The 22,596-nt window shown below is 55.5% G+C and carries 20 protein-coding genes; 10 read left to right on the top strand and 10 right to left on the bottom strand.

What is annotated here, in order from left to right; translation table 11 throughout:
- The first annotated feature begins 321 nt into the window (after positions 1–321).
- The 10 genes from BZK41_RS10950 to BZK41_RS10905 all read left to right on the top strand — a co-directional run bounded on the left by BZK41_RS10950 (position 322) and on the right by BZK41_RS10905 (position 13,976).
- Positions 322–1,812, top strand: a complete 1,491-nt coding sequence (locus BZK41_RS10950) for an MFS transporter (RefSeq protein WP_366557269.1) — start codon at positions 322–324, stop codon at positions 1,810–1,812.
- Positions 1,809–3,353, top strand: a complete 1,545-nt coding sequence (locus BZK41_RS10945; RefSeq protein ID WP_079938169.1) for an FGGY family carbohydrate kinase — start codon at positions 1,809–1,811, stop codon at positions 3,351–3,353. The genes BZK41_RS10950 and BZK41_RS10945 overlap by 4 nt, the downstream gene beginning before the upstream one ends.
- Positions 3,350–5,029: a glycerol-3-phosphate dehydrogenase/oxidase gene (locus BZK41_RS10940; RefSeq protein ID WP_079938168.1), complete on the top strand. Its 1,680-nt coding sequence runs from the start codon at positions 3,350–3,352 to the stop codon at positions 5,027–5,029. The genes BZK41_RS10945 and BZK41_RS10940 overlap by 4 nt, the downstream gene beginning before the upstream one ends.
- A complete protein-coding gene (locus tag BZK41_RS10935) occupies positions 5,026–6,585 on the top strand; it encodes an FAD-binding oxidoreductase (RefSeq protein WP_079938167.1) in 1,560 nt (519 codons plus the stop codon). Before BZK41_RS10940 ends, BZK41_RS10935 begins: the two co-directional genes overlap by 4 nt.
- The gene (locus tag BZK41_RS10930) at positions 6,582–7,157 is read left to right on the top strand and encodes a glycerol-3-phosphate responsive antiterminator (protein ID WP_003827492.1); all 576 of its coding nucleotides are present in this window, start codon (positions 6,582–6,584) and stop codon (positions 7,155–7,157) included. The genes BZK41_RS10935 and BZK41_RS10930 overlap by 4 nt, the downstream gene beginning before the upstream one ends.
- A gap of 16 nt (positions 7,158–7,173) precedes the next feature.
- Positions 7,174–7,488, top strand: coding sequence for a putative quinol monooxygenase (locus BZK41_RS10925; protein ID WP_079938166.1), 315 nt, complete (start codon positions 7,174–7,176; stop codon positions 7,486–7,488).
- Between the two features lie 32 nt (positions 7,489–7,520).
- The gene (locus BZK41_RS10920) at positions 7,521–8,687 is read left to right on the top strand and encodes an iron-containing alcohol dehydrogenase (protein ID WP_079938165.1); all 1,167 of its coding nucleotides are present in this window, start codon (positions 7,521–7,523) and stop codon (positions 8,685–8,687) included.
- Between the two features lie 353 nt (positions 8,688–9,040).
- The gene (locus BZK41_RS10915) at positions 9,041–10,108 is read left to right on the top strand and encodes an HlyD family efflux transporter periplasmic adaptor subunit (protein ID WP_079938164.1); all 1,068 of its coding nucleotides are present in this window, start codon (positions 9,041–9,043) and stop codon (positions 10,106–10,108) included.
- Positions 10,105–12,852, top strand: a complete 2,748-nt coding sequence (gene rbbA, locus BZK41_RS10910) for a ribosome-associated ATPase/putative transporter RbbA (protein WP_079938163.1) — start codon at positions 10,105–10,107, stop codon at positions 12,850–12,852. The genes BZK41_RS10915 and rbbA overlap by 4 nt, the downstream gene beginning before the upstream one ends.
- Entirely contained in the window at positions 12,852–13,976 is a 1,125-nt protein-coding gene (locus BZK41_RS10905; protein WP_079938162.1) for an ABC transporter permease, read from the top strand. Before rbbA ends, BZK41_RS10905 begins: the two co-directional genes overlap by 1 nt.
- A 97-nt stretch (positions 13,977–14,073) precedes the next feature.
- On the opposite strand, the gene nikR is transcribed toward BZK41_RS10905, so the two are convergent.
- Genes nikR through BZK41_RS10855 form a run of 10 tightly spaced genes read right to left on the bottom strand, consistent with a single transcriptional unit; the run spans position 14,074 to position 22,595 of the window.
- The gene (nikR, locus tag BZK41_RS10900) at positions 14,074–14,475 is read right to left on the bottom strand and encodes a nickel-responsive transcriptional regulator NikR (protein ID WP_006687486.1); all 402 of its coding nucleotides are present in this window, start codon (positions 14,473–14,475) and stop codon (positions 14,074–14,076) included.
- Between the two features lie 49 nt (positions 14,476–14,524).
- Positions 14,525–15,103 (bottom strand): 4'-phosphopantetheinyl transferase AcpT, encoded by a 579-nt coding sequence (acpT, locus tag BZK41_RS10895; protein ID WP_079938161.1) that lies wholly within the window; start codon positions 15,101–15,103, stop codon positions 14,525–14,527.
- 1 nt (position 15,104) lies between these two features.
- Positions 15,105–16,334, bottom strand: coding sequence for a beta-ketoacyl-ACP synthase (locus BZK41_RS10890; protein WP_079938160.1), 1,230 nt, complete (start codon positions 16,332–16,334; stop codon positions 15,105–15,107).
- A complete protein-coding gene (locus tag BZK41_RS10885) occupies positions 16,331–17,062 on the bottom strand; it encodes a 3-ketoacyl-ACP reductase FabG2 (RefSeq protein ID WP_079938159.1) in 732 nt (243 codons plus the stop codon). Before BZK41_RS10885 ends, BZK41_RS10890 begins: the two co-directional genes overlap by 4 nt.
- A complete protein-coding gene (locus tag BZK41_RS10880; protein ID WP_057067185.1) occupies positions 17,059–17,535 on the bottom strand; it encodes a 3-hydroxy-fatty acyl-ACP dehydratase in 477 nt (158 codons plus the stop codon). Before BZK41_RS10880 ends, BZK41_RS10885 begins: the two co-directional genes overlap by 4 nt.
- Positions 17,532–18,701 carry a beta-ketoacyl-[acyl-carrier-protein] synthase family protein gene (locus BZK41_RS10875; RefSeq protein ID WP_079938158.1) on the bottom strand — a complete coding sequence of 390 codons (1,170 nt, stop codon included), beginning with the start codon at positions 18,699–18,701 and terminating at the stop codon, positions 17,532–17,534. Before BZK41_RS10875 ends, BZK41_RS10880 begins: the two co-directional genes overlap by 4 nt.
- Position 18,702: 1 nt before the next feature.
- On the bottom strand, positions 18,703–19,287 hold the full coding sequence (locus tag BZK41_RS10870; RefSeq protein ID WP_079938157.1) for a DUF3261 domain-containing protein: 585 nt from the start codon (positions 19,285–19,287) through the stop codon (positions 18,703–18,705).
- Positions 19,284–21,602 carry an MMPL family transporter gene (locus tag BZK41_RS10865; protein ID WP_079938156.1) on the bottom strand — a complete coding sequence of 773 codons (2,319 nt, stop codon included), beginning with the start codon at positions 21,600–21,602 and terminating at the stop codon, positions 19,284–19,286. The genes BZK41_RS10870 and BZK41_RS10865 overlap by 4 nt, the downstream gene beginning before the upstream one ends.
- Positions 21,571–22,176: an outer membrane lipoprotein carrier protein LolA gene (locus tag BZK41_RS10860; RefSeq protein WP_079938155.1), complete on the bottom strand. Its 606-nt coding sequence runs from the start codon at positions 22,174–22,176 to the stop codon at positions 21,571–21,573. Before BZK41_RS10860 ends, BZK41_RS10865 begins: the two co-directional genes overlap by 32 nt.
- Complete coding sequence (locus BZK41_RS10855) at positions 22,173–22,595, bottom strand: thioesterase family protein (protein WP_003827529.1); 423 nt, start codon at positions 22,593–22,595, stop codon at positions 22,173–22,175. The genes BZK41_RS10860 and BZK41_RS10855 overlap by 4 nt, the downstream gene beginning before the upstream one ends.
- Between the last annotated feature and the right edge of the window lies 1 nt (position 22,596).

The raw sequence follows: 22,596 nt of genomic DNA, 5'->3' as shown, positions 1-22,596 counted from the left end.
GGTTTGCATTAACGATGCGCCGAGGAAACGACGTATGTTCAGCATACATCTGGTATTAGCGCTGAGGGGGATGTCCAGCCATCGCATAGAGGCATGCAGGCATCAGCCAGAAATGCCGCGCCAAACGTTGTTAATGTAATCTCCTATTAACAATTGTGCTACATATCACAAAATCAAAGTCAACCGATAAAGTCGCTTTGACACGCTTTCCGTTACCTTCTAGAGTGGAAAAATACAGATTTTAGATAAGAGACTATCTGTGAAATTAAGATGGTCTCTTATTGCATTTTTTTAGCTAATGGCGACCTTCTTCCGAATATTATGAAGGGGAAAGCCATGTCCGCATGCTCATTCTCGAATCCGATAAAAATCCGTGGTGTTGATGATGTTATTCATTGCATCGACTCACGCGGAAAAATCAATGGCAGAGCCGGTGTTATTTGGTGGTTAGCGCTAGGCGGCCTGTTTCTTGACGCTTTTTCAAATTCAGCTCTCAGCGCTGGATTAAATCCAATGACCCGCAATTTAAATCTGAGCGCGACTGAAGTTGCGCTGCTGACCTCATTCTCATCGTGGGTTGCCATATTATTTAACCCCATCGGCGGCTGGATTGCCGATCGCTGGGGGCGTGTTCCGCCGCTGATTATTGCCAAAATAATGGCGGTGATCGGTGCGTTGCTGGTGATGTCGTCCTCCAGTTTCAGCACCATTATCATAGGCCGCTTCTTCGTTGGCGTCTCTTACGGAATGGATTTTGCCGTGGCCATGGCGATGTTAGCGGAGTTCACCCCGGTGAAACTAAAAAGCCGTTTAAACACCTGGCAAGGGGTGTGGTATGTCGCGGTGTGTTTAAACCTGGTCTTGGCGCTGATGTTTTATTCCTGGGATGTTGGAGATGCTATCTGGCGTTATTCTATTGCCGTAACAGCATTATGCGGACTGATTGTCCTGTTCTTCCAGTTTCGTTATTTAGTTGAAAGCCCGGTATGGCTGGCGAGAAAATCACGTCTTTCTGAGGCCGTGATCGCTATGAATAAAATATATGGTGAGAATTTTATTCTGGCACCAAAGGCGGAGCAAAAACCGGTCATTGGGCAAGCGGAAAAAGGTGCGAAAAATGTGCTGCTAATATTCCGTGGCGTTTATTTGCCGCGTACGATTCTGGCTTCTACGGTTCAGATCTGCCAGTCAATACAATATTTTGGTGTCGGCTGGTATTTACCGGTTATTAGCGCTGCGATGTTCGGTAAGAACTTTGTATACGCAACATTGTGTTCACTGTTTTTTAACGTTTTCGGTATCGTTGGCGGCTTCCTGTCGCCCGCTATAGGTCGCCGCCTGGGCCTGCGCCGTTCGTCGGCGATCGGTTTTGCCGTGGCTTTTCTCGTACTGCTTACGCTGGGGCTGTTTAGCGACAGTATGCCGCTGTGGGCCTCTTTGCTGGTCCCTGCGCTGTTTATTCTTTGTCACTCTGGCGGGCCTGGCGCAAATGGGAAAAGCCTTTCATCACTCTCTTTTCGCAGTGAACTGCGAGCAGGTGCCAACGGTGTGGTGGGGGCACTTGGCGCAATCGGTGCGGCGCTTGGGTTGTTTATTTTCCCCGTCTTCCGCGATCTGTACGGTCTGCAAACAACTTTCCTGATCATGTCCGCAGTTCCGCTATTTGCGAGCATCGTCTGTTTTGCGATCCCGTGGGATCCCACTCGCACGACCATCCAGCCGGATAACGAGCCTGGTGCTCCGCAGTTCGCACCATCACAGTCGTCTTATCCAGAGTCGATGGCCCCCGAGTCAAACAGGAGCACGAAATGATTGAATATGAAGATGTCATTCTGGCGATAGATGAAGGGACATCTGGTACGCGCGCGGCAGTGGTGGCGCGAAATAGCCAGGTCCACTGCCTGGAATACCAACCGCTTCAGGTCAGTAGCCAGCGCCATGGCGTTGTTGAACAAGATGCTGATGAAATACTACAGGCCACCATTGCCGTGTGTCGCACTGCGATTGCCAACGCCCAGCGTAGCAAGATGCGCATTGTGGCGCTGGCGATTGCTACGCAACGTTCAACAGCGGTGCTCTGGGATGCAGGCACTGGCAAGGCGCTGGCACCTGCGATGGTTTGGCAGGATGCTCGTTTTACGGATGAACTGGCGCAACTCGCCCCACAATGGGATGCGAAGCTGCTGCCGATCATTGGCCGGCCGGTTGGGATACGCTCTCCTTACCTCTGGGCGTCATACCATATCGCCAACACATCGGCAGTGAAGAAGGCGCACCAGGCCGGAACGCTGGTGTTTGGCACCGTTGACAGCTGGTTACTCTGGCATCTGGCGCAAGAAAAAAAATGTGTCACTACCCCTACTAACGCCACGTCTGCTGGGGCGTATTGCCTTAACGAGCATCAGTATCACTTGTCCTGGCTGCAGGCGTTGAATTTCCCGGCGTCATTGCTGCCATCATTACATGATGATGCTGATGATTTTGGCACCACGCGTGAGGATATCCTCGGAATTAGCGTCCCGATCCGGGCCTGTGCCGGAGATCAGTTTGCGGGGGCTATCGGCCTTGGCTGTACTGAACGCGGACAGGCTTTTTGTATGCATGGGACCGGCAGCTTTGTCGACTTGATGATGGGGCCGACGGTACCGACGTTGAATAAGAGTTGTGAAAGCACGCTCACAATGACAGCTCGCCGCCAAAAAGGGCGTTCACACTTCTCTGTAGAAACTTTCGTTCCAACTACCGGTTCGGCTTTGAACTGGGTGTGCGAAAAGCTGCACTGGTTTGACTCGCCCGAACAAATTAGCGAGTTGGCTGCGCAGGCCAGTGATTCTGGCGGCGTGAGTTTCATTCCGGCATTGACGGGTCTGCGTGTTCCTCATCTGCAACCGCAGGCCCGCGCCTCCCTTAACGGTATTTCAATCTCGACCACGCGCCCGCAGGTGGCTTACGCCATTCTGGAAGGTATCGCGCATTCGGTCGCTGCCTGTATTCGTGCGAATGAAGCGGCAACCGGCATACCTGCACAAGAACTGGTGGTTGGGGGCGGGTTATCCAATAGCGATACGTTATTGCAAATCCAGGCTGATGTTAGCGGGATCCCCGTACGGCGGATGGCCGAAACAGCACGGGCCAGCTTACGTGGTGCGGCATTTCTGGCAGGGGCCGATGGGCTGCTGTGGGACTCGTTGCCCGATGCCTGCGCCACGCTGAAAACAGCGCGCCTGTTTGAACCCAAAATTAGTCATGACCTTCGCGAACAAAAAATAAACCGCTGGGAGATGCGTATTGCGCTCGAAATAGATGCCGCCAGCAGCTTCACTTCAGCTAATCAGGAGCGTACCCACTCATGAAGTTTTTCCCTTCGCGAAAGCCCAATAAAACACGTAGTGAAATGTACGGCGCAGAGCCGTTGCGTCTACAGCGACCTGAGCAACTGGACCGACTCGAAAGCGAAACCTACGACATCCTGATTGTCGGCGGCGGCGTGACGGGAGCCTATGCGGCGCTGGATGCCAGCCTGCGTGGCTATCGGGTCGCGCTGATTGAAAAAAGCGATTTCGCTTCGGGGACGTCATCCAAGTCATCAAAAATGGTGCACGGTGGTTTGCGTTATATCGAGCAGGGGAACCTGGGGCTGGTGCGCCACTCTTTGCTCGAACGCCAGCGTATGCGCCGGAACGCTCGCCATCTGGTGCAGCGGCTTCCTTTTTTATTTCCGGTGCTTGATAAGAATGGCGTGTTTGATAAGCGCATGTCTTCGGCGTTTGAAAGTCTGCTCTGGACCTACGATCTCGCCGGCGGATGGCGGGAAGGTATCCTTCACCAAAAATTGACTCCGGCGGAAGTACTGTCGCACTGCCCAACGCTGAAAGAAGAGCAACTCTCCGGCGGTTTTATGTATTTCGATGCCCGCGTTGATGATGCCAGATTAACGCTGGCCCTGGTGCGCACGGCGGCGTTTCATGGGGCGACGGTGACGAACCATGCAGAAGTCATTGAAACCACTCGTGATCAGCACGGTAAAGTCAATGGGGCCATTGTGTATGCCGATGCCCGAGAAATTCAGGTTAAGGCGCGGGTGGTCATTATGGCGACGGGCGTCTGGCTACGTGACTGGAACGGGTTGAAAAAAGGGGAGGCATCTCCTCTGAATATTCGCCCGGCGAAGGGGGTCCACGTCGCGATCCCATGGATGAAGATTCGCAATGATTGCACGGTGACCATCCCGGTTGCCGGACGCAGCCGACGCGCGACCATAACGCGCTGGGGCAACGTCTCCTATCTGGGCACTACGGATGAGGACTATCAGGGCGATCTGAACGATGTTCACTGTAATCGCACTGAGCTGGACTTTCTGCTGGAAGGGGCCAACTCAGCGCTGAAAACGGATCTGCGCCCGGAAGATGTGGTGGGAAGTATCGCCGGTTGCCGTCCTCTGGTGGGCGTGGCGGGTGGAAAGACCGTTGAGATGAAGCGTAACCATGAGATCCGGGTTTCAGCGGACGGGCTCATTACCATCGTCGGCGGCAAGCTGACGACATCACGTCATATGGCGGAAGAAACCATCGATGCGGCCAGCAAAATACTGGGTCGTAAGAAGGCCTGCTCAACGAAAACTGCGTATTTGCTTGGCGCGGCTGGCTATGACCCGCAGGCCATTCTGGCCTCAGGTGGTCTGTCTGCACATCTGGGCGAGCGCTACGGTACTGAAGCCCATTTTGTCAGTGACATTATCCAGGCCGATCCGTCGCTCATGAAGCCTATCGTCGCAGGACTTCCCTATACCGAAGCGGAAGTGGTGTACGCCGTGCGCCATGAGCTTGCCAGCACTGTTGACGATGTGCTGTCGCGCCGAATTCGTGCTCGCCTGATGGCGCGCGATGCATCAGCCGCTGCCGCTGAACGCGTTGGGGAAATACTGCAGCAAGAACTCCGATTACATCCTGAGCACGTGGCTAAACAGGTCGCCAGCTATCAGGCCGCAATTAAACATGAAAAATCAATGCTTATGGGGACATCAGAATGATCAGTAAAGAAGCGATTAAACGTGGTTACAACCGTGGAAATTATACCGTTGGCGCACATACTCGTCCCGCATGGGCAACGGATATCACCCGCAGCGGTGGCGCAAAAGGAATGCAGGTTGATCCCGTTGCAATAACCGAAGCGACGTTTGACCGTCTACGGGTCATTGCCGATGAAGTGCTGACGTCTGAGGCCGATGTGATTTCCTGGACCCGCGACTGGTGGGCCGGTTCGATGATTGCGGAAACCCAGGGCACCCCCGCCACCTCAAAAGGGGGGATTGTGCGCGTTTCCACCGTGGAACAGATTCAGGACGTGATGCGTCTTGCCAGTGAATCCGCCATCCCGGTCACGGTTTCTGCCGGGCGCAGTAACGTTACCGGAGCCGCCTTGCCGTTGCGTGGGGGGATCGTGCTGGATGTTTGCGAACTCAATAAATTTATCGATTTTGACCCGCAAAGTCAGATTGTTGAGGTAGAAGCCGGCATGTTTGGCGATGTTTTCGAACAAATCATCCAAAAAGAGTACGGTATGACGATGGGCCACTGGCCGTCTTCGTTTGGCATTAGTACCGTGGGTGGGTGGGTCGCCTGTCGTGGCGCGGGGCAGCTTTCTACCCGCTATGGCAAAATTGAAGATATGGTTTTTGGGATGGATGTGGTACTTGCCGATGGGCGCTTAATCACCGTGGGCGGTTATGCACGCAGCGCTATCGGACCGGATTTACAGCAAATGTTCATTGGTTCGGAAGGCACGCTGGGTGTGATTGTGCGTGTGCGTTTGAAGCTGCATCGCCTGCCGGATTATGGCCGCGCCATCGCCTGGGGTTTTTCCAGTTTCGCCAGTGGACTGGAGGCATGTCGCGAAATCTTACAGCATGGCGCGAATCCGGCGGCACTACGTTTGTACGATAATCTGGAAAGCGGTGTGCAGTTTGGTCTGCCAGAGACCAATGTCCTGCTAATTGCGGACGAAGGAGAGCCAGATATGGTCGACGCGGTGCTGGCTATCAGTGAGCGTGTTTGTAAGCAGAGCGGAGAGGAACTTGACGGTGAGGCCATCTTTGAACGCTGGCTGGATACCCGGTATCTGACGGGCAAAAGCGCTGAAGGCTTTAAGAAAAGCCCCGGTCTGGTGGCGGACACGCTGGAAATGGTGGGACGCTGGCGCGATCTCAGCGCGGTATATGATGATGTGGTGGCTGCGATTAACGCTGTACCGGGGACGCTGGCTGGTTCAGCGCACCAGTCCCACGCCTACGTCGATGGCGCATGCCTTTACTTCTCGCTGCGTGGCGATGTGGCGGTTGAGCAACGCGGGGCATGGTATCGTGCGGCATGGGACGCGGCAAATGCGGTGCTGATTAAACACAATGCCTCCCTCAGCCATCACCATGGCGTTGGGCTGCTTCGTTCCCCCTATATGCAGGCCTCTTTAGGTGAATCGCTTTCGGTTTTGGCCGGCATTAAAAAGGCGCTGGATCCGCAGAATATCCTGAACCCGGGAAAACTGGGGTTAAGCGCTGAGCTGCACTCATATCAGGCAGGTCAATCATGATCAAAAACCTTGGCGTGCTTCTGGCACGCCATCCCATCATCATGGCGATTTACGGCATTGAGCAACTGAAAACCGCGCTGTCCAGCAAAGCTGAAGTCTGCATTATTGCTAATATCGATCTGATTAAGCTCCAGCCAGTGATCGAACTGCTGTCGAAGGCGGGAAAGTACGTCATCGTCAATATCGACAGTTGTAATGGGCTGTCGCAGGATAAAGGTGGCATCGATTATGTGGCTGAAACAGGGGCGATGGGGCTGCTCTCTACGCGTTTGCAAACCGTACAGCGTGCGAAAAAATGCGGGCTGGTGACCATGCAGAAAATCTTTGTCACTGACCGTTCCACCTGGCTACGCAGCCTGAAAGCGGTGGAGCAAAGCGAACCTGATTATGTGCAACTGATGCCCGCGCAGATGCTGCCGTTGCTTCCGCAGGCCGATCGTAATGTGTTGCCGCCGATTGTGGCGTCCGGGTTTGTCTGCAATGAGGAGCATGCTCAGACAGCACTGTTGCACGGCGCGATAGCCGTCTCAAGCAGCGACAGTGCGTTATGGGATGTGAATCTTCTACGTTAACCACCTGGAGCCAAAAATGGAAAATACGCAGCTGTTTGTTGTCGCACATTATTTTGCCCAACCGACGATGGGCGACAAGGTAAACGATGCGCTCAGCATGCTGGCGGAGGCGACGCGTAACGAGCCTGAAAATATCACCTATGAGTTTTTCCGTTCCACGGAAGACGGCGATCGCTTTGTGATTGTTGAGACTTATCGTTGCGCACAAGGTCTTGAACTTCACCGACAAACGGAACATTTTCAACGTATTGGCGTTGGAATTATTACTCCGCTGTTGGAACGTAAAGAGGTGAAAAGCTTTCACATTCTTCCCGATGAACCGCGTAGGTAAACGCTGTCTTTCTTACTACAAGGAATACATCAATGAACCATGTTATGAAGGATTTTGCGTTTACGACGGTAGCGGAGATCATCGTCGAATGGGCGGGTGCGGCACGATTAGGAGAGATCCTTCAGCAGCGTTTTAGCGCGCGTCGTGTATTGCTGGTAACCGACCCAGGACTGGTCAAAGCAGGGATTCTGCCGCCTGTTCTGCATAGCCTGCAAGACGCAGGATTTCAGGTGACGGTTTATGCTCGGGTTCAACCCGATCCGCATGAACACCTTGTTCGCGAAGCCATACAGGTAGCACGCGATGGCCACTGTGACATGGTTATTGGCCTGGGCGGCGGCTCCTCGCTGGATGTCGCGAAGCTGGTGGCTGTGTTAATCAACTCTGAACAAGAGCTGCCGGAGCTTTACGGGATTGGCAAGGTTATCGGCCAACGTTTGCCGCTGGTAAATATTCCCACTACGGCAGGTACGGGGTCTGAAGTCACCAATATTGCCATTTTAACGACGCATGATGACAGCAAAATGGGCATTGTCTCCCCGCAGCTGTATGGTGATTTGGTGCTGCTGGATGCGCAACTGACGCTGGGGTTACCGCCGGTCCACACCGCTGCCGCCGGGATAGATGCGATGGTGCATGCGATAGAGGCCTATACCGGCAAGCATAAGAAGAACCCGCTTTCGGATGCGTTGGCCCGAGAGGCGTTACGTTTAATCAGTCGCCATCTGGTGACCGCATGTCGTGACGGGAACAACCGTGAGGCACGAGAAAATGTTCTGCTGGGCGCGATGCTGGCAGGCCAGGCTTTTGCCAATTCCCCTGTGGCGGCGGTGCATGCGCTGGCTTATCCCTTGGGCGCACGACACCATATTCCACATGGATTGTCGAATGCGCTGATGTTGATTCCAGTGCTGCAGTTTAACGCGTCAGCGGCGGCTCCACTTTATGGTGAGCTGGCAGCCGTCATTGGGGCGAAGGTGACAGGGGACGTGGAAAATGATGCCCTGTCGTTTATTGCCGCGATGGTGAAGATTATTGCCGCAACCGGCGCACCGAACAGGCTGCGTGACGTCGATGTACCTGAAAAGGACCTGCCGCTGTTGGCCCACGATGCTATGCAGCAGACCCGTTTACTGGATAACAATCCCGTGACGCTTACTGAAGACGATGCGTTGCGACTTTATCAGCAGGCTTTTTAAGCACTATAGGTGTCCGGTGAAGGAATTGCCGGGCACGATTTTTTTTCCTGCAACATCCCTGCTACAACCGAATAGACATATTGAATCCAGGTGTTAGTATTCAATAGACAGCAGTTATGAGTATGCGTGTTTCATTTCCGGCCAGGAACGCTGATGATGACAACATTACTACCCGATTTCACAGCATTTTCGTCATTCACTTCCTGCGCGGCGCAGGTTGCCTTCGCGCCTGTCCGCTCTCTGGCCAATATTTCTCATTCCTTCTCATCCCGGATGGAATCTCCCGCTGAATAGCTGTTCAGTGGGCTTTGTGACACGCATTGTTTGATAACAGGGATTACGGCGGGTCGAATATGGATAAGTTAAAACGTCATCTGATGTGGTGGGGGGCGGGCATCCTGATTGTGGTGGCCGCGATAGCATGGTGGATGCTCCGTCCTGCGGGAATACCGGAAGGGTTTGCAGCCAGCAATGGCAGAATTGAAGCCACCGAAGTGGATATTGCCACCAAGATTGCCGGGCGAATTGACACGATTCTCGTGTCGGAAGGGCAGTTTGTTCGTCAGGGCGAGGTGCTGGCGAAAATGGATACCCGCGTGCTGCAGGAGCAGCGGCTGGAAGCGGTCGCCCAAATCAAAGAAGCGGAAAGCGCGGTGGCGGCGGCGCGAGCGCTGTTAGAGCAGCGGCAAAGTGAAATGCGTGCCGCGCAGTCGGTGGTAAAACAGCGCGAGGCGGAACTGCAATCGGTCTCTAAACGCCATGTACGTTCCCGTTCGTTATCCCAGCGTGGAGCGGTGTCTGAGCAACAGCTGGATGACGACAGGGCTGCGGCAGAAAGCGCTCGTGCGGCGCTGGAATCTGCAAAGGCGCAGGTCTCTGCGGCAAAAGCCGCCATTGAAGCCGCTCGTACCAGCATTATTCAGGCGCAAACCCGTGTAGAAGCCGCGCAGGCCACTGAACGTCGTATCGCTGCTGATATTGATGACAGCGAGCTGAAAGCCCCGCGCGATGGTCGCGTGCAGTACCGCGTCGCCGAACCGGGCGAGGTGCTTTCCGCGGGCGGTCGCGTGCTGAATATGGTCGATCTCAGCGATGTCTACATGACGTTCTTCTTACCTACCGAACAGGCTGGTTTACTGAAGATTGGCGGCGAAGCACGCCTGGTGCTGGATGCCGCGCCGGATCTGCGTATTCCAGCGACCATCAGCTTTGTGGCTAGCGTCGCGCAGTTCACGCCGAAAACGGTCGAAACCAGCGATGAGCGGCTGAAACTGATGTTCCGCGTCAAAGCGCGTATCCCGCCAGAGCTGTTGCAGCAGCATCTTGAGTACGTGAAAACCGGTCTGCCGGGCATGGCGTGGGTACGTGTTGATGAAAGTCGAGCCTGGCCTGACGACCTGGTAGTGAGGTTGCCGCAATGACGCATCTGGCGCTGGTTCCCGTTCCTCCCGTGGCGCACCTTGACGGCGTGAGTCAGCATTACGGGAAAACGGTAGCGCTGAACAATATCACGCTGGATATCCCTGCCCGATGTATGGTGGGACTGATTGGCCCGGATGGCGTCGGAAAATCGAGCCTGCTGTCGCTCATCTCCGGCGCGCGGGTCATTGAACACGGCAACGTGATGGTGCTGGGCGGCGATATGCGCGACCCAAAACATCGCCGGGATGTCTGCCCGCGCATTGCCTGGATGCCGCAAGGGCTGGGGAAAAACCTGTATCACACGCTGTCGGTATATGAGAACGTCGATTTCTTTGCTCGCCTGTTTGGGCATGACAAAGCGGAGCGTGAGGCGCGGATTACCGAGCTGCTGAATAGCACCGGACTGGCACCGTTTCGCGACCGTCCTGCCGGGAAACTCTCGGGCGGGATGAAGCAAAAACTGGGGCTGTGCTGCGCGTTAATCCACGACCCGGAGCTGTTAATTCTCGATGAACCCACCACCGGGGTCGACCCGCTGTCCCGTGCCCAGTTCTGGGATCTGATTAACAGCATTCGCCAGCGACAGACCAACATGAGCGTGCTGGTGGCGACCGCTTACATGGAAGAAGCCGAGCGCTTTGACTGGCTGGTGGCGATGAACGCCGGGGAGGTGTTAGCCACCGGGAGCGCGCAGCAGCTACGCGAAAAAACCAACAGCAACACGCTGGAGCAGGCGTTTATCGCGCTGTTACCTGAAGCTCAGCGCCAGGCGCATAAACCGGTCGTGATCCCGCCGTATCACGCTGAGCAGGAAGAGATTGCCATCGAGGCGAAAGACCTGACCATGCGCTTCGGTAAATTTGTGGCGGTGGACCACGTTAACTTCCGCATTCCGCGCGGGGAAATCTTTGGTTTTCTCGGCTCCAACGGCTGCGGTAAATCCACTACCATGAAAATGCTCACCGGGCTGCTGCCCGCAAGCGAGGGCGAGGCGTGGCTGTTTGGGCAAGCGGTTGACCCGAAAAATATCGATACCCGCCGCCGGGTAGGCTATATGTCGCAGGCATTTTCGCTCTACAGCGAGCTGACCGTCCGGCAAAACCTCGAATTACATGCGCGGTTGTTCCATATCCCCGAAGCAGAAATCCCTGGGCGGGTGCAGGAGATGAGCGAGCGCTTTTCACTGACCGATGTCGAAGATGCGTTGCCCGGTGCGCTACCGTTGGGGATCCGTCAACGCCTGTCGCTGGCGGTGGCGGTGATCCATCGTCCGGAGATGCTCATTCTTGATGAACCGACCTCCGGGGTCGATCCGGTGGCGAGGGATATGTTCTGGCAACTGATGGTTGATCTATCGCGTCAGGACAAAGTGACCATTTTTATCTCCACCCACTTTATGAACGAAGCGGAGCGCTGCGACCGCATGTCGCTGATGCACGCCGGAAAAGTGCTGGCCAGCGGCACGCCGCAGGAGCTGGTGAAACAGCGTGGAGCTGCCAGTCTGGAAGAGGCGTTTATCTCCTGGTTGCAGGAAGCGGCAGGCCCGGCGCCGGAAGCGCAGTTAGCGCCAGCCAATGTCCCGACAGTGCATGAAAACAGTAAACCGCCGAGGCAAGGTTTTAGCCTGCGGCGCTTGTTCAGCTACAGCCGCCGCGAGGCGCTGGAGCTACGACGCGATCCGGTACGCTCCACGCTGGCGCTGATGGGCACGGTGATCCTGATGCTGATCATGGGCTACGGCATCAGCATGGATGTGGAGAACCTGCGTTTTTCGGTCCTCGATCGTGACCAGACCGTCAGTAGCCAGGCGTGGACGCTAAATCTGGCGGGATCGCGCTATTTTATCGAGCAACCGCCGCTCACCAGTTATGAAGAGCTGGACAAACGGATGCGTTCGGGAGAAGTCGCGGTAGCAATTGAAATTCCGCCAAATTTTGGTCGCGATATCGCGCGTGGAACGCCGGTGAAGATCGGCGTCTGGGTCGATGGCGCAATGCCAAGCCGCGCTGAAACGGTCAGGGGTTACGTGCAGGCGATGCACCAGACCTGGCTGCAGGATGTGATGGCGCGTCAACCCAATGCCAGTGGGCAAAACGGGCTGATGACCATTGAAACTCGCTATCGTTACAACCCGGATGTGAAGAGTCTGCCGGCGATTGTTCCGGCGGTGATCCCACTGCTGTTGATGATGATCCCTTCCATGCTCAGCGCCCTCAGCGTAGTGCGTGAGAAAGAGCTGGGGTCGATTATCAACCTGTACGTTACGCCCACGACCCGCAGCGAGTTTTTACTCGGCAAACAGTTGCCGTACATCGTGCTGGGCATGCTGAACTTCCTGCTGTTGTGCGCGCTGTCGGTGTTTGTGTTCGGCGTCCCGCATAAGGGGAGCTTTGTGACCCTGACGCTGGCCGCGCTGCTGTACGTCACCATTGCCACCGGGTTGGGGCTGTTAATCTCCACTTTTATGAAAAGCCAGATCGCGGCCATTTTTGGTACGGCGATTATTACGCTGATCCCCGCGACGCAGTTTTCCGGGATGATCGATCCGGTGGCTTCGCTGGAAGGGCCAGGACGGTGGATTGGTGAAATTTACCCGACCAGCCATTTTCTGACCATCGCGCGCGGAACATTCTCTAAAGCGTTGGATCTGACCGATCTTTGGCAGCTGTTTATTCCGCTGGCGGTAGCCATTCCGGTGGTGATTGGTCTGAGCGTATTACTGCTGAAAAAACAGGAGGGGTGATGCGCCGATTACGCAATATTTATAACCTCGGCATCAAAGAGTTGCGCAGCCTGCTGGGTGACAAAGCGATGCTGACGCTGATCGTTTTCGCCTTCACGATTTCGGTTTATTCTTCCGCGACAGTCCTGCCAGGTTCGCTGCATCTGGCGCCGATTGCCATTGCCGATATGGACCAGTCGCAGCTGTCGAATCGGATTGTGAACAGCTTTTATCGCCCGTGGTTTTTACCGCCGGAGATGATCACTGCCGATGAGATGGATGCCGGGCTGGACGCCGGGCGCTATACCTTCGCCGTAAACATTCCGCCTGATTTTCAGCGTGATGTGCTGGCCGGACGACAACCGGATATACAGGTTAACGTCGATGCCACGCGGATGAGCCAGGCGTTTACCGGCAACAGCTATATCCAGAATATCATCAGCGGCGAGGTGAACAGCTTTGTGGCGCGTTACCGCGATAACAATGAGCCGCCGGTGGCGCTGGAAATGCGCATGCGCTTTAACCCTAATCTGGAACCCGCCCGTTTTGGCGCGGTGATGGCGATCATCAATAACATCACCATGCTGGCGATTGTGCTTACCGGTTCGGCGCTGATCCGCGAGCGCGAGCACGGGACCATTGAGCATCTGCTGGTGATGCCGGTGACGCCGTTTGAGATCATGATGGCAAAAATCTGGTCGATGGGGCTGGTGGTGCTGGTAGTTTCCGGTCTGTCGCTGATGCTGATGGTAAAAGGCGTGCTCGGCGTACCGATTGAAGGTTCGATACCGCTGTTTATGCTGGGCGTGGCGCTGAGCCTGTTCGCCACCACCTCGATCGGCATTTTTATGGGCACGCTGGCGCGCTCCATGCCACAGTTGGGACTGCTGATGATTTTGGTGCTGCTGCCGTTACAGATGCTTTCTGGTGGTTCTACACCACGTGAAAGCATGCCGCAGGCGGTGCAGGACATTATGCTGACCATGCCAACGACCCATTTTGTCAGCCTCGCGCAGGCGATACTTTACCGCGGCGCAGGGTTTGACATTGTCTGGCCGCAGTTTCTGACGCTGCTGGCGATTGGCAGCGCGTTCTTCTTGATAGCGCTACTACGCTTTCGAAAGACGATTGGTACGATGGCGTAATCATCATTGCCGGGGGCGCTTCGCTTGCCCGGCCTACAGACGGTATCGGACGTAGGCCGGATAAGGCGCAGCCGTCATCCGGCAACGAAACAGGCAATTACTCTTCTTTCGGCAGGCACTGTAAATGACCGTGGCGCACGCCGCGCTGGGAAATCACGTCATCGGCAAAATGCTGCACATCGCCCATGTCGCCTTTAAGCACGGCGATTTCCAGGCAGTCGTCATGGTTGATGTGTACATGCAGCGTGGCGACCGATAAATCATGGTGGTGGTGTTGGGTAGAAACAATGCGGCTCGCCAGGTCACGCTTCTCATGCTCATAAACATACGAGAGCACCGCGAAGCCCTGAGTGCCGTGCTCCTGCGTGGTTTCCTGCGCCAGTGCGCCGCGCAGAATATCGCGGATCGCTTCGGAACGGTTGTTGTAGCCACGGCGCTGACTCAGGCCGTCGAGCGTTTCCAGTAAATCGTCATCGAGGGTAATGGTGACTCGTTGCATCCGATTGTAACCTTACGATATGGCGCGGTAGCGCACGGGAATGAGGGCGTTACAGGCGCTGCACGGCGTCTGCGGTCAGGGTAAACGGCGTGGGGGTACACACCGCCAGGCTCAGGGTATCGAGCTGGCACTGGCTGACGGAGAGTGAGGAAGTTAGCGCGGTGCTGTCGACGCTGACGATTTGCCAGGCACTGCCGCCGCGCTGTTTCACGATAGCTTCTTTACGCGTCCAGATGCGCCAGAACGCCGCCACCTGTTGCTCCGGGCGTTCGGCCTCGACTTCGGCATGTTCCCCGAGACTGAACACTGTGTTTGCCAGTGTCTGCCAGTTATCGCGCGGGCGCACGACTTCAATATCGCAGCCGACTTCCCCTTCGTCGCTGAGCAGCAAGGCGATATCATCACCGCTGTGGCTGAGATTGAACCACAGCGGCGTGTCAGCAGAAAAGGCCGGTTTTCCTTGCTCGCCATATACGATGTCTGGTAATGGCGAAAGGGCATGGGAAAGCAGCACGCGACCTGCCAACCAGCGCGCACGGCGGACACCTTGCGGTGCTTGCTCACTCAGTGCGGCAGGCAGTGCGCCAGCGCTTAAAACAGAAACTTTCCCAAGAACGATCCGGTACATATCACGGCCAACGTTTAATGATGATAGAAGTATTTATGCCGCCAAACGCAAAGTTGTTGCTCTGCAAAAACTCGCAATCAATCTTGCGGGCTTCACCCATAATGTAATCCAGCTCGCCACAATTGGCATCTGGCTGACTCAAATTTAGCGTAGGCGCAAACCAGCCTTCACGCATCATTTGCAGACTCATCCAGGCCTCTAGTGCGCCACAAGCGCCAAGGGTATGTCCAAAATAGCTTTTAAGCGAGGATAGCGGAACATTATCACCATAAATTGCAGAGGTTGCCTGACTTTCTGCAACATCACCGCGATCGGTTGCGGTACCGTGCGCTGAAATATAGCCGATATCCCGGGCGCTAATACCTGCCATATTCAGAGATTTTTCCATGCAAATCTGCATTGTTTCGCGCTGTGGCTGGGTGATATGAGCAGCATCGCAGTTAGTGGCAAAGCCAACGATTTCACCATAAATCGTTGCTCCGCGCGCTTTAGCGTGTTCCAGCTCTTCCAGCACTAGCGTACCTGCGCCTTCTCCGATGACCAGACCATCGCGTTTTTCATCGAACGGGGAGGGGGTTGTTTTCGGTTCGTCGTTGCGCTGGCTGGTCGCGAATAGCGTATCAAACACGGCGGCTTCGGAAGGACACAGCTCTTCTGCACCGCCGGCGACCATCACCGTTTGATAACCGTGTCGAATGGCTTCCCATGCGTAACCAATTGCCTGGCTACCGGATGTGCAGGCGCTCGATGTCGGGATGACTCGCCCACGCAGGCCGAAAAACAATCCGGTGTTAACGGCAGTGGTATGCGGCATCATTTGCACGTAGGTCGTGCCGGTGATGTTATTGGTGTGTTTCTCGGTCAGCATGGTTGCGAACTCGCTCACTGGACCGGTACTACCGGTTGATGAACCATAAGCGATCCCGGTTTCACCGTTAGTCAGTACCCGATCGCCAATCAGTCCGGCCTGCTCAAGCGCCAGCTCTGTTGCGCGGGTGGACATCAGCGATACGCGGCCCATGGCGCGAATTCGCTTGCGGGTATAGTGTTCTGGTAGAGTGAAGTCGTCGATCGGCGCACCCAGCAGTGTGTGCAGTCCGTCATAAACCTGCCACTCCGGCATTTTGCGTACCGCATTTTCATATGCCAATAACCTGGCGGAGACAGCCTGCCAGTTTTCCCCAAAGGCGGTGACGCCGCCCATGCCTGTAATCACGACACGACGTGTCATAACATCCCTCCATTGATGGAAATCACCTGGCGAGTTACATAGCCCGCCACATCCGACATTAAATAACTGGCAAGCCCGGCCACTTCTTCAGCCTGACCTATTCGTTTCATGGGAATCATCGACATCGCCTCTTTCAATGCGGCTTCTTCCATCTCGATCATCCCGGTATCAATGAGTCCCGGTGCAATGCAGTTTACGGTAATTTTGCGTTTTGCCAGTTCGATAGCCAGCGCTTTGGTGGCACCAATGATTCCGGCTTTTGCCGCACTGTAATTGACCTGACCGCGGTTGCCCATCACGCCCGAAACCGAAGACAGTGTGATGATACGACCCCCCTGGCGTGCGCTGATCATCGGCATAATGCACGGATGAATGACGTTGTAAAAGCTGTCGAGGTTGGTATGGATCACCGCATCCCAGTCGTTATCACTGAGTGCAGGGAAAGCGGCATCACGAGTGATCCCAGCGTTGCTGACAATACCGTACCATGCGCCGTTTGCCTCAATATCTTGCGACAGTATTTCACGGCACTGCTCGCGATTGGCAACATCAAATGTCAACAGGCGCCCTGCGCCGCCAGCGGCGAGGATAGCATCCAGCGTTTCTTGTGCTCCTTGCACATCGCGATGATAGTGTACGCCGACCACAAAACCGTCCGCGGCCAGTTGTCTGGCGATGGCGCGACCGATACCTTTGCTGGCACCCGTAACTAAAACTGAACGGCTCATGTGGACGCTCCTTGTTGAAATAGCGTGTTAATTTCTTCTGATGTCGGCTGGAAGGTGTTGACGCGACCGGTTGCCAGCGTCTCGTTGTCTGCCTGGATGGCACATTCAAAGCTACCGAATCGTGCATCCTGCATCAGCAATTTGACATGGATGCTCAGCGTCTTCCCGGCAGGCAGAACACCTGTGGCACAGACTAACTCACGTGCGCCCAGTACCATGCCTAACGTAATACTCGCCTGACCTTGTTGCTGGCGGTGCCAGCCAGACCAGACGCCAATGGTCTGCGCCATCAGTTCCAGTGCGAACCAGCCAGGTAGATTGCCGTCGGGGTCGAGGAAGGGGGCCAGTACGCTGTTTGCTGATACCGTCACGTGGCAGGTGGCGGTTTCGTCCGCCACACTGACGACCTCTTCAAGGAGCAGCATCGGCGCATCATGCGGTAAATAATCGCCCGGTGATAAATAGTGGCTCATGAGATTCTCCCGATCAGGATGCTGGCATTATTACCGCCGAAGGCGAACGAATTAGACAAGATAACCGGGCGAGTTAGCGACTGCGGCTGTTCAATGATGCCGCAGGCTGGCAATGTTTCATCGCGCGGTGACTGGCTAAAGTCCTGCGGAGGCAGCGGCAGTTCGCGTTGCAGAATCAGCATACTGATCGCTGCTTCGGTGATCCCCGCGGCGCCCAGTGTGTGCCCGGTCAGGTGTTTGGTTGAACTGCACGGGACCGTTTCGCCAAATAGCGCGTTCACGACGTTGGACTCAATCTGATCGTTTAGCGGAGTGGCGGTACCGTGCAGATTGATATAGCCCACGTGTTCCGGCGTCATTCCTGCGTCGTTAAGCGCCTGGCCGATGGCGCGAATGGCACCTTCCCCCTGTGGATGGGGAGCCGAAATATGGTACGCGTCGCTGGATTCGCCGACGCCAAGGAGCGCGATAGGCTGTGGCTCGCGGGTTAATACCATCAAGGCGGCGCCTTCGCCAATGGTGATCCCACAACGGTCGCGGCCAAACGGCTGACACAGCGTTGGGGAGAGTGATTCCAGACTGTGAAATCCGTTGATTGGCATTCGGCTTAGCGTATCCGCACCGCCGACAATGGCGATATCGACCAGACCAGATTCGATCAAACGACGTCCGCTCATGATAGCCCTTGCACTGGACGAGCAGGCGGTTGAGAGCGTAAAGGCCGGGCCATCCAGCGCCAGCCAGTGGCTAAGAAAACGTGACGGATCGCCCAGTTCCTGTTGTGGATAGCGCCAGTCAGTGCTCTCTTTGCCGTTGAGCATCAAATCAACGTGAACGTCACCCTCATCCAGACCGGAGGTGCTGGTGCCGAGAACAACAGCAATACGATCGCGACCAAATCGGGCGATAGCGTCGTCCACCTGCGGCTGGATTTGCATCAGTGCTGCCAGCAGTAGCTGGTTGTTGCGCGAACAATGAGCGCTAAATTGCTGAGGAATAGCGGGCAGCTCGCCGTCAACGCCGGCTAACACGGCGGATGGGTGTCCTTGCAGCCAGCCCGTGCGCGGGCGCATTCCCGGCGCTATGCCACGAGTGAGGTTGGCTGCGATTTCATCAGTGTTATTGCCCAACGCGTTAATCATGCCAACGGCAGAAATGTAGATCATCTCAGTCACCCAGATATTGAATGGTGATGTGGTATTTAAAAACGTGCTGCTCAATGCTGATCGGTTCGCGTTTTCCTTTTCGATTCAGATAAGTGATTTCCGTGACCACTTTGCCGCGGGTATTGCGCAGCTCACGCTTATCACCCGTATCGACGAGCGTCCAGCCTGTGGGTAATTGCGGTTGCCAGGTGCTAATCGGCCAATGGCTGAGCATCACGTCGGCCAGCACCTGGCTGGCTGGCGGCAATTGTGGAACGATGATCGATTGCTCGGTGTGCAGTCCTTTTTCATCGTAAGTCACGAGGAACAGGCGAATGCCGACTGATGACAGCCCGGCAAGTGTGATTTTCTTGTCATCAGCATTGAGCATGACCAACAGTGACTGAGTTTTGCCGTTAAAACTTCCGGTTAGTAGCTGTTGTGAATTCACCGCGGGAGAAATCCCCGGGGCAGGTAGCGTTACACGAGTACCCGGCTCTAACCAGGCTTGCGGGCGGCCTTTCTGTTCCGGCTGCGAGTGGCTGCAACCGGCCAGCAGCAACGTGGCGACCAGCGCAGCGGTGCGCCAGAATGTCTGTTTAATCATCTTCTTTTTTTCTCTTTTTTCCCTGGCATCGCCAGCGGTGACAGCAGGAAGGCGGTGAAAATACCGCTCACTAGCACAATGCCAAAACTGCTGATTGCCTGAGTGGCGCTAAAGACCAGCATGCCGAGCGTTAGGAGCGTGGTCATCATCGCCAGCGTGATGGCCAGCAGCGACGTCAGTGGCGTACCGCGTGGATTACTGAAAAACAGCGTGTAGTTAATGCCAATTCCCAGTACCAGCACCAGTGCCAGCAGCGAGAACAGGTTGAGCGCATGACCGCTCAGGGCCAGTACTGCCAGACCACAACCTAAAGACAGCACTGAGGGGACCAGGCTAATTAAGCCCTTACGCCAGCCAAGCCGAATGACGGCGCCACAGGCAATCACCGCCAGCGCAATGCACAGCAGGCCGGTCAGAATATGGCGATAAAGGGCAAACAGGTTGTCAAAGCTGCTCTTACGATCCACCCACGCCACGCCGGAATATTTTGCGCTGAGCGTATTTAAAGCATCACTTTGTTTCACCCCTTCAACGGGAACCAGTACGCTGCTTTCGCCATCAGCCAGAGACAGCCATAGCAAGCGCCAGCCTTCACTGGCCGGGCTGGTAAGCCAGGCATCGACGGTTACGGGCATGGCGCTAAGATCGGGGTTCACCGTTGCCAGTCCGGCGTTGTTTAAGGCTTTCGTGATGGCGGGCGCAGCATCTTTTAGCAGAGGCAGATCCTGCTGTTGCCGGGCGAGTGAATTGAGCGGAATGGTGCGATATCCGCTGAGTAACCCGTCTTTTTTTGCCTGTTCCAGCGCGGGGGTAAAGGTTTCCAGCCGCTCCAGCGTTTGCTGAGCGGATTTGCCGTACACCACAAACCACTTCTGGTCGACGCTTTGCCCGGTCAGGGCGGTAATCGCTTTTTCCTGAGCGAGAATGTCCTGCGGCAGCGCCTGTAACTGGGAGATATCATCATCTACGCGCAGCGTCGCTATTCCTGCCAGCGAGAACAACGCCAGTGCCACCGGCAGGCCAACAGAGAGTTTTTTATTGCGTCGCCATGCAGCAAGCCAGCGTAGCATGAGTACCATTGCCGGCACCGGGCGTACCGGCAACCGACGACACAACCACGGGTGCCAGAAAATGACCGTCAGGCAGGAGGCGCTCAGACCTACCGCCGCGAATACCGCCATCTGGCGAATACCGGGGAAGGGGGCCAGCATCATAATCAGATAAGCCGCTACGGTGGTGAGTAGCGCCAGGAGCAGGGCATTGCGCACTTTTGCAAGGCTTTGCCATGGCGATGTTTCCGCACCGTGTACCATTCGTTCGGTCAAATAGTAGAGCGTATAGTCGGCGGAAATACCGATGATGCTCATGCTCATCACCAGCGTCATCAGATGGAGCTCGCCAAAAATCAGCAGCGTGACGACGGTCCCCGCCAGCGCACCAATGCCAATTGAAATCAGACACAGCAGCAGTGGACGCAGCGAACGAAATACAGCCACGATGAGCAGGATCACCCCGAGCATAGTAGCTATGCCGAGAGTAGAGATATCTTGTTTCGCCTGCTGGCTGGCGTAATCGCTATAGAACAGCGTCCCGCGGGACAGCAGTTGAGCCTGTGGATAGTGGGCTTTGAGCTCACCTTCCAGCGTATTCAGCGTGGTGACCAATTGGTGCGTCTGTTGCATATCAAACGATGAGCCGGTCAACTCGCCATGTAACAGATACCAATAGTTGCCTTGCTCGTCCTGGGTGACCAGCCAGCCGTCCATCAGGCGCAGACGCTGCCCGGTTTTGGCCATGGCCAACTGCGAGCCACGCATCAGCATGAAGGGATCGTTTTGTAGCTCTTTGCCACTGACGCCGGAGAATGCGGAGTAAAGTTGGGACAGGATCCACTGGCCCTGCGCTTCGCCGCCGTTTTGCAGCCGGGCGCGGGTATCGTTATCTATCAGGCCGTTACGATGTTGCCAGAAGAATGCCCCCCAGGCCTGCTGGCTGTCGGCATCCATTGGACCTTTTACCTGGGCTAGCGCGTGCGATTTTTGCAGTAAAGCCAGCCAGTTCCGGGCTATCGCTGGGTCCGGTTGCTTACCGGGACTCACCAGCCAGACCACCTGACGGTCAAGGCGCTGCATAAATCCCTCGTTCAGATCCGAAGGTATAGCGCCCAGCGTCTGCTTTGGCAACATGGCCAGCACGCTGCTGTTAAGGCGGGCCTGAGGTAGCAGCGTCAGAAAGATGCCCAGCAGAAGCAGGCAGATGACTCCCCATAACAGCGCGGGACGTTTACTGGGCGGCAAAGCGTTGGCGTTCGTCATCGGTCAGTTGCGCTGGCGTTAGTTGGTGTTGGGAAAGCGCGATATCGGTGCGATCGCCCTGCTTATCATTGAGCTGAATGCTCTCCAGGTAGGTCTTTCCTGCTAAATCAATCGTCGCAAAAATCTTATCCAGCGGTGTGGTGATTGGCGTCAGGCGTAGCGTCCAGCGACCTTCTCCTAAGTCAGCGAACTCCACGCGGAAGTTTTGTTCCAGCACTTTACGATCCGCCTGGAATAACGCCCGTAGCAGATGATTAAACTGGAACATTTGCGGGTTATTCTCAGCGGTAACGGTCTGCGGTGGTTGACCGTTAATTGCCTGAACCATCCGTTTGTCATCCAGCAGCAGCTGCATCGGGAACGGGGATGTTTGATCCCACAGCAACCCCTGGTCGCGGGCGATCAACATCTTGCCCTGAGATCGCAGCGGCTGCGGCAGATCCTTTATCGTCCGGGTTTGATCGAAGTGGGCGCGAACCACCGGTTGTTCGGTAAAACGCTGTTGTAGGGAGTCGAGCGTCAAGGCACTGACAAAAGGGCTGACGAGCAGCACGAGCAATGGCCATAATTTCATGGTGTCACTCCCATCCGTTCAAACAGAATATCCGGGCTGACAAAGCACAGTTCACGGCTTTTTTCGTCAACGGCGACCTGGATGGTGTAGCCTGTAGTGGCGCGTTTACCTGTTTCGGCATCAAAAATCTCGTAGCCGATACGCAGGCGATTTTCGTACTCTTTAATTTGGGCGCGTACACGGATACGCTGCTCGAAAGTCAGCGCATTGCGATACTTCACCCGCGTGTCGACCACGGGCCACAGATAGCCAGATTCTTTCATCTGCCGATAGCCATAATCGAATTGGTTCAGCAGTGCCTCACGGGCAATCTCGAAGTAACGGAAGTAGTTACCATGCCACGCTACGCCCATCATATCGACGTCGTGAAACGGAATAGTTAGCTCGACTTCAGCCGTAAAACGGGGATCGTTAAGCACC

Source organism: Citrobacter sp. A316, assembly GCF_002042945.1.
Taxonomy (GTDB): Bacteria; Pseudomonadota; Gammaproteobacteria; order Enterobacterales; family Enterobacteriaceae; genus Citrobacter; species Citrobacter portucalensis.
The sequence above is the reverse complement of the archived record's forward strand: the minus strand, read 5'-3'. Positions and strand labels throughout refer to the sequence as shown.